The organism is Pseudomonas putida, from assembly GCF_003228315.1.
GTDB lineage: Bacteria > Pseudomonadota > Gammaproteobacteria > Pseudomonadales > Pseudomonadaceae > Aquipseudomonas > Aquipseudomonas putida_S.
The window spans coordinates 4,498,514-4,512,471 of record NZ_CP029693.1 but is presented as its reverse complement, the minus strand read 5'-3'; the positions used below and the strand labels follow the sequence as shown (position 1 = coordinate 4,512,471).

The window sequence follows — 13,958 nt, the reverse complement described above, 5'->3', positions numbered from 1 at the left end:
CCCAGAAAAGCATCCCGGGCGGCCAGAGCCTTGACTGCTTGCCTAACGGCTATAATAGATTTCCCCGGAAGCTCAACAGGCTGTATCGCTGATAGCCCCGCCGAAATTATTCCTTGCGGGGGGGTATCCCTCCATCAGTGAATAACCGCAACCATGATTCGGGTCGGTGCCAGGAAATTGAAGGCAAGATGGCGCGACCTTAAAATGCCAGCTAAGGTGGCTTTAATACAAAAGTCACTTGAACTGTTGGGTAGAGAGGTCTAAGAATTCTAAGATGCCTAGTCTGGATAATCACATTCTTCTTGCTTTAAGCCATTATCGAGGCCTGATTGCGAAGCATTTCGGGTGCTCAGTTCTGGCATATTCTGGGCCTATACATCCCGCAGTTCAGAGCGCGTATGTAAATGCGATCGAGGAGTTAGTGCGGCATCGCGACAACACTGAAAACCCGAATCGAATTTGCATTGTAATAGCGACCCCGGGCGGGGTAGTGGAAGCTGTCGAAAAAATGGTTGAGGTAACTCGCCACTACTTTGATGAAGTATTTTTTGTGGTACCTACCGCCGCAATGTCCGCTGGCACAATTTTTTGCATGTCGGGCGATAAAATCTTCATGGACTACACCTCATCCTTGGGTCCTATAGACCCGCAGGTTCCCTTAGCAGATGGGCAACTGGTCCCTGCTCTTGGTTACATTGATAAGGTGAACCAACTTATCGAAAAATCTGCCGCAGGCAGCCTCACAGATGCGGAATTTATGATGTTACAGCGACAGGATCTCGCGACCCTTCGCCGTTATGAACAAGCTAGGGATCTTTCTGTCAGCCTGCTCAAGCTTTGGCTTGTAAAATATAAGTTCAAAGACTGGACCGTCCACGCTTGTACCAATCCGGGAACGGCCGTTTCTGAAGCGGAAAAAGAAGCCCGTGCCGAACAAATTGCAAAAGATCTCAGCGATAACAATCGCTGGCATTCACACGGGAGAATGATTGGAATCAACACGTTAACCGGTGGTCTGAAGCTGAAGATCGAAGACTATACTGACGATCAGGAATTGAGGCAGAATCTGCGCGTTTATTCAGAACTGATCACAGAGCATGCAGAACGCCAACGATCTGCTTTTATGCTTCACTACACATAACCAGTGAGGGAGGGATACCATGACGACAATTGCAAACCGTACATCTGAAGCACTTGAACGGGAGTCAGCAAGCCGTTCGGTAGAGCGGTCTCAACGCCTCACAGCTATCAACGAGCGTTACGATCGCCTGGTGAAATCAGGAGCCGTTCAGCCTGAGCGCTACAATATTGCGCCCATCAACCCGTCCTCGATGAGTCTCCCGTCAATCGCATTGTGATTTTCACGTCGAATTCAAGGCCCCGCTACTGGCGGGGCTTTTGTGTCTTTGGGTCAATGACGTTCAAAAGATCACTGGTTTCGGAGTGATCTCAGATCGTGATCACTTTTTTGCCTCAAAGAGTATCGAAGGCCAGTCCAGGAGCGCCCGAAGTGCTCCATACGCGTACTCGACCATTACCGAGGCTAAAGATAACGCGAGCATGCAGATGAAGTCCTTTCAGCCGTAGCAGTGGCCGCCTATCCCACCCCAGCCGATTATGCCAACAACGGATCACCTTCTGCCCCATATGAGGCTCGCTGCAAATCGAACTGCGCGTTCGCTCGTTTTCGATTCGGCTCATCACCCAAATGCCGTTGACCTGCCGACAACCCCAATGCTCGCACATAGGTCACCGCCTGGCGTTTGAGGTTGCCGCAGTGGGTTGCTCTCGGGTTGATGATCGGCGTTCCGAGACGAGTGGTCAGCACGTCACCCTCGACAGTTAAAATCTTTTGAGTCCATTCGATCCGGGCATTGATCTCAGCCAAGTCGGTCGCCAACTGTAGGTCATAGGCTCCCCACATGGTCATTGGCCGCATGCTCATAATCATCTCGAATATATGCTGTGCACGCGGGTCAAGCTGGCGTGTCGGCGTCAGAACCAAGTGCGCCGCCTGTATCAGCTCAACCTTGGCATCGATCGAGGTATCAGGCAGTTTTCGGATTTCACCTTGTCTTCTGGCCATTTTTGGGCCTCGAAATCACTCTAATTAGTATTGAGAAAAGGCATTGTGCCCGCTGGAGCCTTGTCGGCCATTTTGTGGCGGTCCCCCCACCCGGGTTCCCTCCCCATGCCTCGGTCAGTCTGAAACTAAATCCGAACGCATATATACAAGATAGACGATGGCCAGGTCTCGGCCTGCCGTGTCGTGGTGGAGTAGCTTGGGGGCGTCGGCTTTGAGCGCTGAACAAGAATCTAAAGTCAATTCAACAATCCAGTGTTACGACGACCGATTGAATCCCCCCAATATGGCCGCCGTCAGTGTCGCCAACGACTCTGGTGTTATCGCATGCGCCAGAGCATGAGCCGTCGTGGTAACCGTTGGGACAACACGCCGATGGAGCGTGTGTACCAGAGTTTGAAAGCCGAGTGGATACCGACCGTGGGCTACATGACCACCCAAGAAGCGCACCGAAACATCAGCCATTATTTTATGCATCGGTTCAACTGGATTCGACCGCACCAGTTCAATGGCGGGCTGACGCCAGCTCAGACTGAGAAAAACTTAACATCGTGTCAGGGGTTAGTTCACCACTACGCACCGTACTTGCCCTCATAGTCACTTGAACGGCGTCAGCCCTGAGAACTTTGAAAGCGCCTCTCTATGAGGCCGAAAAATGTCTATTGGAATGGGGTAGTCCACCAAAAAAATCTCCTAAACCTCTCAAATTCATGCTTTATATTATGCCCGGCATGCCAACTGTAACAGCAACGAAACAAACAAACCAGATACACAGACAGACAAAATGAATTTTTAAATCGCAAATAGAAATTAACAAAATTCGAATTAGATCTTTGACAGCAACACACTCCCAACCTAGTTTTCAAGCAGAGAGATTAAATCGCACGTAATAATCACCAGCTAAATAGAAATTTATCAATTGCGCTTATTGATTTCCTGACAAAGTCGGCTACCTAGCAAGCTAGCAAGTAAATTGGCACTTATTCACAGCTGAATTTATTACGTCCATCGAGAGCTCGAATAATTTTACTTAGGCATGACGCTATGGCATGAAGCAGTGAATCACTGCACTGTGAAATAATCAGAAAATTGCACATGATTGCAAAAAAACGAGTCGGAAAATTAGATCAAATAACCGGGCAGAGGTATGTCATGAGCTTACGCCGGAGTTGCGTTTTTTTCGTACTGCTCTTTTTTGTTTTAGTCAATCAAAGCCACGCTGCACCATATTTCAGTAAAGGTACAAGCATTCCAGGTGCCATTGCTTATCAGGACTCCTTGGATAGCACTCAGTTTTGGTACCTTCCAACAACATCCGACGTGCTTCTCGGACAGCGTTTAAAAACCTTCAGAGTAGTACATTTTGGTTTCGGCCCACCTTATTTTATTCAGGACTCCAAAGGGAATTATCGCTCCGCATCCGGCGGCATCATCAGCGGAACCTTTGCCTACGATATATCCGATAAGACTAGAGCAGACTTAATTGCCTCGCTAACTAAAGAGTTTGGTGTAATGCAGCCAAAATTACTGCCCTTGCAGTTGCGCGACCCAAAAATTGCGTCTGCACTAGTCGCCGGGATTATCGGTGCATATGGAAAGGTTGAACAGCAGTTACCAAATGGCATTCAAATTGGTACGGACGTCGCTTTTTCGGCTGGTAGTCTCTCATCGCTATTTGCAGCGTCGCTTGCTCTAGCACAGGTTGGATCGGAAGTTCCGGCCAACCCAACATTTTCATTAAATGTAAACGCAAAGGCCGAGTTTGTCGGTGATCCATGGACCTACGATATAGATTGCGATCTCGCGCAAGTCTGGCATCAGGTCAGGAAAAGCGCGGGTGGATCGGTCAATCTAGGTTATATCAGAATAGGTCGACTACAATACAAAGGAATATGGCAGGATTTGCAAAAGGAAAACGTCTGCACCTTCTCCCAGATCGAGGGTTCATTAGACACCGCAATACATGGCCGCGAAATCGGCGAGACCATGAAAACTATATTTCAAGCAATTAATGATGCCGCGCTGAATGGAACTGGTTTTTTCAAGTTCGAGCCAAACCCCGAAGCACCTGACCCTGGCGGTGGTGGAGGCGGCGGTTTTAACCTTTTCGGTTGGAGTATTAGCGTAAACGCAGGATATAGTGAATCATTCTTCAATCAATCAATGAAATTTCATCGTCGTGTCACTTACACGGGCAGATTAGAAGCACCTGTAACCTTCTCCGCTGTAATGGCTGTCGCTTGCAGTGACACCACGAAACAGTATTTTTCTGATTTGGGGGACACTACTCAACCTTGCATCACGCAAGAAAAAATTAATACTTTTATGGATAGAGCTCAGCGTGAACGTGCAATAAAAACTAAAAAACTTCTCGAGCTAGCTGATGACTATCGGAACAACAAAATAACTACCGATCAGTATCAAAAAATTCTAGCGCTTTACCAAAGTACAGACTTTACAGACACGCTGGTCTTAGGAGATGATTTGAACGCTATGTTCGCTGGATATCCGACGATACTTGGAACGGAAGCAATTAAGACTGTCCAGTTCACCCCGCAGCTATCAAACACGCAGATTGAAGATTTAAAACAACGGGCCTTAAATGCCCCTACACTTCAAGCGTTCCCCTCTGAAGGCATACATTTGCTCGAAAAATGAGGAGGGTCAATGTTTATCGCCTTGGTTCAGCGGCAACGGAAGCTACTTGCTTTAATTTCTGGCGTATTGTTCTCTGTAGTCATGCTGTTACTTTATATATTCATAACTTGGCCGACGTGCGCCCAGCGAGCCCTAAGTATCGACACCATTAGAGATCACCTCGAAGTGTATGCTGTTATCGGATTTGGTGAGGTACCAAAGTGCCCGCTACCATGGCGCGATGCTACGCTAGCTTTGAAACTATCCGAAAAAACTTCGTTTTGGGTGCGCACCGTACATATGGATAGCATTATGACGCCGGAACCAAATCAACAAATTGAATACCTGTTAGCTACTGAATCTGGTGAAATTGTAGTTGGTGCTCAGTCTTATACGGGAAAAGTGCAAACTGATGTTGATGGCTTTGCGCGGTTACCATTTTTAACTGCCAACACCATCGGCGTATACAGAGTACGGTTAATTTATAATGATCGAAGTGGGAAAGCAATCAGCTACAGCAGCCCTATCATAGTTCATTAACTCATGGCTATTGGCAGTCAGATAACGGATCAAACGCACGCTGAACGATTTTGCCAATCTACTGTATCGACTGGTCGAATCCACAGCCATAAGTTGGCATTCACAGTAATAAATGAAGTTTACTCGGCCTGACGCTCATGCTGCGTAGCTCCCTGCTGGCCGATGCGATAATTTAGCCGCAGACCAGAAAGGGGAGCTACTTTTTCAATAAAACTGGCCGTTTTCTGTCTATCGCGAATGACCACTCTAGGCGAAAAGTCGCCGCTCCTGACATACATCAAAATTTTGAATTCAGCCTTCGGATATGGGTAGGAATCGTCAAAAAATGAGCCGATGCTCCTGTCTTAATAACCACGGGTGATTTACTAGATCTGGTCATCGCGTCCCTTTAGTGGAACTACCTCCACATCCCGCCAGTGCCAGCGGGCGATCTCCAGCGCCTCTACGTGGGTCATGGGTTCACCAATCAACATGCAGAGTGGCTTGCCTTCTCGGGTGATGTGCCAGGCTGTGCGGCGCTCCTGCCTGTCGTTAGCCGCCAACTCAGCCAGTAGTTCGAGGCGGTGGGCGCGAACATATTGCCGTACGTCATCAGTAACGCGGCTGGCCGGGGATACGACAATACGTTCCCCATTGGCCCTAGCATTGAGCCCATGCTGGTGGAGAAAATCGATAGCTGCCCCCATCATAGTTCCTCCGTGTCGGAGTCGTCGAAGGTGCTCATTTCCTCCTGAAGATGCTCATTGTCTTCTGTGAGCGCCTTCGTAGCCTTTTGAGCATCTTCGGGCAGAATCCAATCCCAACTGCCATTTTTTTCAGGTTTTTTTCTTGCCGAAACGCCGATTTTATTTTTTGCGCGTTTGACCGTCGACCATGAGCAGCCAGCATTTTTTGCATCTGCCTCAATCTGTTCAGATGCGACGGGGCCGTCCTTAAGCTCTTCCTGAAGAAACTGGCACGCGCTCTCCAGCGCGGTGCGCTTTTCATAGTCCTCTGAATCGATCTTTTCGATTTTCTCTGCATTGGCCAAAATGTCGCGAGCACTGCCGTCGATCTTGTCTCCCCAATGCACGCACGTGGTTTCGATGCCATCGCCGATAGTGCAAGGCACTATGAAATATTCCACTCCACCCTGATCGTCGCTAATGTTCGACTTGGCGTGAGCGAGCACGCGTGTGTTGGAGTTTTCCTGTTTGGCGGCTACCAGGACTGTGCGAGCCAGAGCTGAGAAAGCTTGACTGCCGATCACCCGTTCAGCTGGAATGCCGCCGATGCTCCCTTTGCTGAAGTGACTGATGCCCAGCACGGCGCATTTGTTCTTCTCAGCGAAATCCACGACAGCCTGCAATCCCCGTCGTACATCATTGGCCCGGTGCATGTCGCCCTTAATAGCGCATACGATGGGATCAATGAGCAACAAAGCGACCCCGCCTTCGATGGTTGCGAGATTTTCGTTCAGCAGATTGATATCGTTGGCCGGATCGAAAGGCTCACGATCCCCGTTTTCATTAATCCGGGCCTTGATGAAGTGCACGCGGCTCAAGTCGGCGCCAGCAGCAACCAATCGAGGGACCAATGTGTCCGCTATATCGTCTTCGCTGCTCCAAATGAGTACATTTCCAGGCTTCGAGCACCGCTCACCATCAGGCCAGCGCCCTCCGCTAGTCAGAGTGCCGATCAATCCAATGGCCAAGGTCGTTTTGCCGCTGCCGCCGGCTCCCGCAAGAACGGTCAACTTGCCTCGGGCAATCCAGTTAGGCCACAGCCAGTTAATCGGCTGCGGGCTGATGCTGGAGGCCGGTGTAAGTTCGGCATGACAATTTATGTTCGGCGACTGCTTCGACCTAGCGCCCTGAGCAGGCATGTCGTCGTAGGCTTCAAGTGGCAGTAGCTCGTAAGGTGGCGGTTCTGAGCCATTCATTGCCTCGTCCCCCACTGTCGGCGATCGTTGAAGTCACTCAGTCCCCGAGGCGCATTGCATGGCCACTGGGGAAATACAAGGCCACAGCCGAGCGCGGCAGCAGCCTTTGTGGCAGCTGTTCTTCCGGGGTTGACTTCGGTCAGGCGGTCATCGTCACCGGCAATGATCAGCTTGATATCGGGATAGCGCTGGCGAAGATGCCTACCCACTGCTAGTAGGTTATGGCAACTCATAGCGCAGGCCACTGGGGCGCCAGTGTCCTCATGGAGTGTGGCGCCAGTCGCCCAGCCTTCGCAGATGGTCAGCGACTGGCCCGGTACCGGATGGCCGATAGGTGAGTAGCACCCCTTGATCATGCCGCCCTCAAGGAACCGCTTGGTGCCGTCTGGAAAGATGCGTTGCACGTTAACCAATTGGCTGTCGTGATACATCGGCACCAGCAACTCGTTGCCACGCTGGCGTAACCTGTGAGGGAGACAGCCCTTGGCAACTAAGTAGGGATGATGGGGATTGGCAGGACTTGCAGCACTCAAAAGTCCACGCGCATATTCGGCGGCGCTATTCTGGCGCTGCAGTTCTTCGGCGTCATGCTGACGCTTAGTCTGTGCGACGTGTTGGCGCGCCTGTGCGGCCTCCAGTGGATTGGCTGGCTTGCGGCTGGTCCAGTGGTGCGTAACTCCGATCTTCCAGCTGCCGAAACAGCCGTAGGCAATCACGTGGAGATGAAGCACGTACCAGCCATTGAACTTGCCATGTCGATCGCCGGGAACGTGAAAACGGTAAATTTTTCCGTCTGCTACAGGCATAAAATTCAGCCGACCAAACACGGCTTGCATTACCTCGAGAAAGGCGTGGATGGCGTTCATGCTCAGGCTCCTCCACAACTGGTCAGAACCGTTATGCGGCCTGCATTCATCAGCCGAACGACTTCGCGGGAAGCTCGTAACGCGTCCCGATCTAGGGCGGTGTCATCGTCGAAAATGGGGGCGACTGCCAGCGCGTCTACACAGTCGAGGAAATCTACTGCGACTGCTTCATCAGACGGCTCCAGAAAAGCAAGCGTTTCAGCCTGATTGGCATCCAATATCAACTGGTAGAGGCGCATTATGGCCTGGCACTGTTGGTCCCATGGGACATCATCGAGTTCGATTGCCTCGATGATTTCGCTAACGTATGAGAATGGCATGACGGTTCTCCACGCAGTAGTTTGCGGAGGCCTATGCGCCTCCGCGTTGCGTTGATCAGACGATTTTGCCGGTATGGGTCACGGTGCGGAGGGCTAGGAACTTAGCGAGGTCGTCCACCCGATAGCGCACAAGGCGGCCCGACTTGACGAAAGGGATTCCATACCGACCTAGCGAACGCCAGACAGACAAGGTATTGGCACTAACCCCCAGAACTTGGGCGGCTTGCTTGTCATCGATCAGGACGGGTGGTGCTTGCGGGTCGTAGCCCAGCGCTTTGGCAATATTGAGGCGGTAGTCCTCGATGAGGGTCTCAATATTGTCTTGGAGGGTTTTGGGCATGGCTACGGTCATCAAATAGGCTCCGCAAAAGGGAACAAGGTCGTGCCGGCAGTGGCATGACGGAGCCAGTTTCAAGAAATACCGAAAATTTTGCTGGGTGGGAAAAGATGATTTTTAACCCAACTTGTATTAACAACGCCTATCGCAACACCGCCATCAGATCGGCCTCGAAGTTACTCAGAATCAAACGTAATTGCGGTGACGAATTGCGCCCATTCGCTCCAACATTTTTCGGCGGCAGTCAGAAGCCGCATTGAAGTTTCTTCTGACGTATTTTCACCTTGTAAGTCAGCCATTGCGGCCTTAACACGCTTCCGTTCTTGCCGAGAAAACTTTGGGAGCTCGCCCCAAGGCAAATCGTATTTACGATGTTTTTCAGAAACGGATGACTTGCGAATAGCCTCCACGAATGCCTCTGCCCTGCGTTCGTCATTCTCTTTCGACCAGGGGTAACCCGCACAGTTGGCAGCGGCACGCATCACGTAATCAAGGGCCCAGAAAGGGACTGGGCAACCCCAGGTTCGGCATTGCTCCAAAGTTCGCCGAACCCAAAACGGGTTGCGTTCGTGGCCTTCCAGCATGTGATGCGGTGCTTTGAAGCGGAAATACCAATAGTTTTGGGCTAGCGAATAAACACGGACACCGTGGTCATCCCCCATACGTACGAATTCCGCCAGGAAGGGCGCCACGGAATCCCCAGAGAATAACTTTTCTATCTGTAGGACATTCAGAGGCATTCAGCAGTGCCCCCATTTTTACGTTTCGTCTGGAGGCTGGTCACCAATGCTGTCACGGTCGCCGACCCCTTGAGACCTGCCGCCTCAAGCATGGCTTGGGTGGCGATGTTGACAGACTGGCGCACCGGGTCGAGGTCAAGGCGTGCATAGATTGCCGTAGCTTGGTGTGTCTTGTGGTTGAGGCTTTTACCGATGATCGCAAGCGAAGCGCCGGTTTTGGCCTGCCAACTACCCAGAGTGCGACGCAGGTCGTGGATACGCAGGTCGGTCATGTCGTAGTTGGCCGGATCAATGTTTGCGGCGGCAGCCATTGCTTCATACTTCTTCCTAGCCCTAACTGGCGCTTGTAGCACCAGTTCTTCAGCCGCTAGCCGCTCTTCGCTGCTCAACTTGTTGAGAGCTTGCAGTTGATCTAGCAAGCGTCGGACGCTGGCCCGGCATAGCGCGGTCGCCCAAGCTTTTTTGGGTTCCACCAAGTGGCCGGTTTTCCCGCTACCAGGGAACACGAAGGGCAACGACTTTGCGAGGCGCTTGCGTACTCGCAGCACGGTCACGGCTTCTGGCGACAGAGTGACATTCTGAGGCGTGCCGTTCTTGGTCATACCGATACGCCAAATGGCCCCGTCCAGGTCAATATCTCGCCAAGCCATTGCCTGTACGTTAGAGCGGCGCGCCCCAGTCAGCAGCGACAGAAGGAAGTAATCAGCCAAATCTGAGTCTGCGATGGCTGCCAGCAGGAAGGGCAGTTCATCGGCTTGCGCGAAGCGATCCCGAGAGGGTGCCGGGTTTTTCTGTATACGGCTTGCTGGGTTAATGCCGCTGAATTGTTCCTGATCAATTGCGAAGTTGAACACTGACGAAATGATGGCCACGGCCTTATCCGCTTGTCGTACGCTTTTCTTGCTAGCCTTGGAGTGGATGGTCTTCACCTCAGATCGGGTGATGTGCGACAGCTTGTTCCCAGCAATAATCCCCATATGAATCCGAGCGGTATCCAAATAGTCTTTCTTAGTACGCTCAGTGATCTGGGAGCCATCGCGCTTCTTCTTGGTTGCCAACATGTCGATCAGCATCTCGGCGAAGGATGGCTCCTCGCGGACAGCGCGACGCACGGCGGCAGGATTCGCGCCAGTAGCAAATTCGGCGAGAAGTTTATGCGCTTCGTTGCGGGCCTGTTCGACAGCCAATTCGGGGAAAGTACCAATCTTCACCCAAGCCATCGATGCCCTCTCAAGCTACCTATAATGCACCCCAACACACCCGCCAAGCCTAGGTTGACCCGGTCAGCAAGCTCAAATCGTGCGGGTTTTTTTTGCCTGGAGAAAACTACATGAGGCCCTTCGACAAGCCGGCCCTCAGCGTAGAACAGCAATTGGAACTGCTTAAGCAAAGAGGCCTGCAAGTTGCCAACGATGATCGGGCCATGCGTTTTCTCGAAGTGGTCACGCTGTTTCGCCTGAGCCCGTACATGCGCCCCTTCCAGGAGCCAGACCCTGAACACACCTTCAAACCCGGCACCACCCTGAAAGCAGTCGCCGACATCTACCGCTTCGATGGTTTGTTGCGACGCATGACCATGGATGCCATCGAGCGTGTCGAAGTCGCTGCACGAGCGACTATTAGCAATCACATGTGCCCCAAATATGGGCCTGATTGGATAGCTGACGCATCAGTTTTCTCTTCGTCATACCCGCATCTCGAATTGTTGCGTCCGCTGCGGGAGCAACTGAATAAGGAGCGCAGCAAACTCAAACGCGATATTGAGCGCATCAAAAATGGTCGACAAGTCGATGGGTTGCAGCAACAGAGGATCGAAAATCGTATACGGGATAACTACTTCCGATACTACGGAGCGACCTATGCCCACCCTGAATTCCCACCCGCCTGGGCGATTCTGGAAGAACTCAGCCTCGGGACGGTATCTACCCTCTTCAATGCCATAGGCAGAAGTGCCGACAAGAAAGCTATCGCCACCAGATTCAATCTACCCTTCGATGTATTGGCTTCCTGGCTACACACTCTGACCTTCATTCGAAACTGCTGCGCCCATCACTCACGGCTATGGAACCGAGAACTCTCGATTCGACCTGCCTTACCCAAAGAATGGACCATCCCAAATGCACCTTCTGATCGGCCTCAACCCAGGCAACGGCTATACATTGTATTGACGATACTGGCCTATCTAACCGACCTAATCAGTCCCGACAGCCAGTGGAAGACTCGCTTGGCCACAATCATGGATAAGCAAGAATCAGGTTATTTGGGACTCATGGGATTTCCACCTGACTGGAAATGCCTGGAGCAATGGAGCTTGGAATAAGGCACCCTTCAAAACAAAGGCTCGCAGCAATGCGGGCCTTTTGTTTTTCTGCGTTAAGCGCCCCTCATCTATCGTGCAGATGCTTCTTCAGAAACGACCGTGTTCGTTCATGGACCGGGTTTTGCAGAATCTCTCCCGGCGCACCCTCCTCTACCACAACCCCACCGTCCATAAAGACAATCCGGTCCGCCACTTCACCCGCAAAGCGCATCTCATGCGTGACGATCAGCATCGTCATGTGTTCCGCAGCAAGTTGCTTCATGACCAGGTTGACCTCTTCGACCAGTTCCGGGTCCAGTGCTGACGTGGCCTCATCGAACAGCATGACTTTTGGCTGCATCGCCAGCGCCCTGGCTATGGCAACGCGCTGCTTTTGCCCGCCCGACAGGCGAGAAGGATATTCATCGAACTTGTTGGCCAGTCCTACTTTCGACAAATATTCCATTGCCAAATCACGAGCTTCATTCTTCGCGAGCCCCTTGAGTTTTATCGGGCCAAGCGCAATGTTTTCATACACGGTCAAGTGCGGAAATAGATTGAAGTGCTGGAACACCATACCCATCTGCTGGCGCACGGCATTTATATGCTGTTCGAACGCACGACCTTTCAAAGGCCGATTGACTTGCTCACCCTCCAGCCAAATCTCTCCATCGTTAAGCACTTCCAGGTGATTGATTGACCGCAGAAGCGTGCTTTTACCGGACCCACTGGGTCCGATGATGGCGATGATTTGTCCACGCGATACGAAAAGATCGATTCCCTTGAGAACTTCAAGTGCTCCGTAAGACTTACGAGCCCCTTTCACCTCAACCATGAATTCATTTCTGGTCATCGTGACATCTCTACCTTGCGTTCGAGAAGATGCAGGCCGGTCTCGAGAACAAGATTGGCTGCATAGTAAATAACCGCCACCGTCAGATAAAACTCAAACGGGCTATAGGTCTCGCTGACTGCAAGTTGTGCGCTGTACACCAACTCTGCAATCCCAATGATGGAAACCAGCGAGGTGTCCTTCAGCAGGACAATCAGATTGTTCCCAAGCGGCGCAATAGTCCTGCGCAGCGCTTGCGGCACGATGATGTAGCGCTGAGTCTGGCCACGGCTGAATCCAATGGACCGGGCGCCTTCGATTTGACCAGGGTCCACCGACATCACGCCGGCACGAATGACGTCGGCGTTGTAGACGGCGAAGTGCAGGCTAAGGCCTATGATGCCGGCCACCAGTGCAGGAATATCGATGCCCACTTGCACCAGTCCGTAATAAATCAGGTACAGCTGAAGCAGAAGTGGCGTCCCCATGAGCAGCCATGTAATAAAGCGCACGGGCAGCGCCAGAATCCTGGGTGCATAAAGAACGGTAAGTGCAAAAGCTACCCCGGCGATCAAACTCAATACGCTGGAGCTTAAAAACATGACGACCGTCCACCAAAGGCCCGTCGCAAGCAGTTCGGAATAGGGTGTAACGATACCAAGATCCAGGTTTTGCATCTGAATGCTCTCACCTTGCCGCGAAGCGGTTATCGAGATAGTCAACGATGTATCTAACCGAATAGACCATCACGATATAAAGCAGCGCAGACACCACGAAAATCTCAAAAGGCTTGTACGTAGAACTGATAAAACGCTGCGCTGTATAGGAAAGTTCAACGACCGAGATCGTCGACACCAAAGCAGATCCCTTGATGAGCGCGACAGCGTTAACACCCAGTGGGCGGATCATCAGTTTTGCGGCTTGTGGCAGCTTGATTAGCCATAACGTCTGCCCCCGCCCAAAACCGATTGAACGTGCAGCTTCCTCCTGGCCGGGATCAACGTTGATGATGGCGCCACGAATGGACTCCGCCATGTAAGCCGCAATGTTCAGACCCAGGCCGATCACACCTGCGGTGAAGGGCTCAAGTTCAAGGCCGATCTGCGGCCCGCCAAAGTAAATGATGAACAGTTGAACCAGGCAGGGAGTACCGCGAAACACACTTATGTAGAGTCTCGCGAGGCTTCGAAACATGAGAAAAGTGGACAACCGCGCAGCCACCAGCACGATGGCGACCAGGAAGCCAAGTAACAGTGCAAGTACGGAGACTTGCACTGTTATCCAGGCCGCCTCCAGGAAAAACGGGAAGGTGCGCTGTATCAGTGTCAGGTCCATGGGAACGCTCAGAAAAGTCCGATTCAATGGCCCGACGACAAGTCGAGC

15 protein-coding genes and 1 pseudogene are annotated in these 13,958 nt (G+C 51.8%); 6 read left to right on the top strand and 10 right to left on the bottom strand.

Annotation, left to right across the window (positions count from 1 at the left end; translation table 11 throughout):
• The first annotated feature begins 274 nt into the window (after window positions 1-274).
• Entirely contained in the window at window positions 275-1,141 is an 867-nt protein-coding gene (locus DKY63_RS21170) for an SDH family Clp fold serine proteinase (RefSeq protein ID WP_110965867.1), read from the top strand.
• Between the two features lie 19 nt (window positions 1,142-1,160).
• On the top strand, window positions 1,161-1,358 hold the full coding sequence (locus DKY63_RS32195; RefSeq protein ID WP_162634915.1) for a hypothetical protein: 198 nt from the start codon (window positions 1,161-1,163) through the stop codon (window positions 1,356-1,358).
• Between the two features lie 257 nt (window positions 1,359-1,615).
• Here the strand turns inward: DKY63_RS32195 and DKY63_RS21165 are convergent, their stop codons facing one another.
• A complete protein-coding gene (locus DKY63_RS21165) occupies window positions 1,616-2,086 on the bottom strand; it encodes a hypothetical protein (RefSeq protein ID WP_110965866.1) in 471 nt (156 codons plus the stop codon).
• Between the two features lie 270 nt (window positions 2,087-2,356).
• Between DKY63_RS21165 and DKY63_RS21160 the strand changes: the two are divergent.
• The 3 genes and pseudogenes from DKY63_RS21160 to DKY63_RS21150 form a co-directional block, all read left to right on the top strand.
• Window positions 2,357-2,688: pseudogene (locus DKY63_RS21160) on the top strand (integrase core domain-containing protein); the annotation flags it as partial.
• Between the two features lie 490 nt (window positions 2,689-3,178).
• Window positions 3,179-4,741: a hypothetical protein gene (locus tag DKY63_RS21155; protein WP_162634914.1), complete on the top strand. Its 1,563-nt coding sequence runs from the start codon at window positions 3,179-3,181 to the stop codon at window positions 4,739-4,741.
• Between the two features lie 9 nt (window positions 4,742-4,750).
• Window positions 4,751-5,260, top strand: a complete 510-nt coding sequence (locus DKY63_RS21150; protein WP_110965864.1) for a hypothetical protein — start codon at window positions 4,751-4,753, stop codon at window positions 5,258-5,260.
• 685 nt (window positions 5,261-5,945) lie between these two features.
• Here DKY63_RS21150 and DKY63_RS21140 read toward each other — a convergent pair.
• From DKY63_RS21140 to DKY63_RS32415, 6 genes are all read right to left on the bottom strand, one after another.
• Window positions 5,946-7,181, bottom strand: coding sequence for an AAA family ATPase (locus DKY63_RS21140; protein ID WP_239499320.1), 1,236 nt, complete (start codon window positions 7,179-7,181; stop codon window positions 5,946-5,948).
• Window positions 7,178-8,047: a toprim domain-containing protein gene (locus tag DKY63_RS21135; protein WP_110965863.1), complete on the bottom strand. Its 870-nt coding sequence runs from the start codon at window positions 8,045-8,047 to the stop codon at window positions 7,178-7,180. Before DKY63_RS21135 ends, DKY63_RS21140 begins: the two co-directional genes overlap by 4 nt.
• A 2-nt stretch (window positions 8,048-8,049) precedes the next feature.
• On the bottom strand, window positions 8,050-8,367 hold the full coding sequence (locus tag DKY63_RS21130; RefSeq protein WP_110965862.1) for a hypothetical protein: 318 nt from the start codon (window positions 8,365-8,367) through the stop codon (window positions 8,050-8,052).
• 55 nt (window positions 8,368-8,422) lie between these two features.
• Window positions 8,423-8,719 (bottom strand): helix-turn-helix domain-containing protein, encoded by a 297-nt coding sequence (locus DKY63_RS21125; protein ID WP_239499319.1) that lies wholly within the window; start codon window positions 8,717-8,719, stop codon window positions 8,423-8,425.
• A gap of 161 nt (window positions 8,720-8,880) precedes the next feature.
• On the bottom strand, window positions 8,881-9,444 hold the full coding sequence (locus DKY63_RS21120) for a hypothetical protein (protein WP_110965861.1): 564 nt from the start codon (window positions 9,442-9,444) through the stop codon (window positions 8,881-8,883).
• A complete protein-coding gene (locus DKY63_RS32415; RefSeq protein ID WP_110965860.1) occupies window positions 9,435-10,664 on the bottom strand; it encodes a tyrosine-type recombinase/integrase in 1,230 nt (409 codons plus the stop codon). The genes DKY63_RS21120 and DKY63_RS32415 overlap by 10 nt, the downstream gene beginning before the upstream one ends.
• A gap of 110 nt (window positions 10,665-10,774) precedes the next feature.
• On the opposite strand from DKY63_RS32415, the gene DKY63_RS21110 reads away from it, so the two are divergent.
• Window positions 10,775-11,764: an Abi family protein gene (locus DKY63_RS21110; RefSeq protein WP_110965859.1), complete on the top strand. Its 990-nt coding sequence runs from the start codon at window positions 10,775-10,777 to the stop codon at window positions 11,762-11,764.
• Window positions 11,765-11,828: 64 nt separating this feature from the next.
• Here DKY63_RS21110 and DKY63_RS21105 read toward each other — a convergent pair whose 3' ends face one another.
• The 3 genes from DKY63_RS21105 to DKY63_RS21095 are packed head-to-tail and all read right to left on the bottom strand — an operon-like array spanning window position 11,829 to window position 13,910.
• Window positions 11,829-12,596, bottom strand: a complete 768-nt coding sequence (locus DKY63_RS21105; protein WP_110965858.1) for an amino acid ABC transporter ATP-binding protein — start codon at window positions 12,594-12,596, stop codon at window positions 11,829-11,831.
• Window positions 12,593-13,252 carry an amino acid ABC transporter permease gene (locus DKY63_RS21100; RefSeq protein WP_110965857.1) on the bottom strand — a complete coding sequence of 220 codons (660 nt, stop codon included), beginning with the start codon at window positions 13,250-13,252 and terminating at the stop codon, window positions 12,593-12,595. Before DKY63_RS21100 ends, DKY63_RS21105 begins: the two co-directional genes overlap by 4 nt.
• A 10-nt stretch (window positions 13,253-13,262) precedes the next feature.
• Window positions 13,263-13,910, bottom strand: a complete 648-nt coding sequence (locus DKY63_RS21095) for an amino acid ABC transporter permease (protein WP_110965856.1) — start codon at window positions 13,908-13,910, stop codon at window positions 13,263-13,265.
• Window positions 13,911-13,958: the final 48 nt, after the last annotated feature.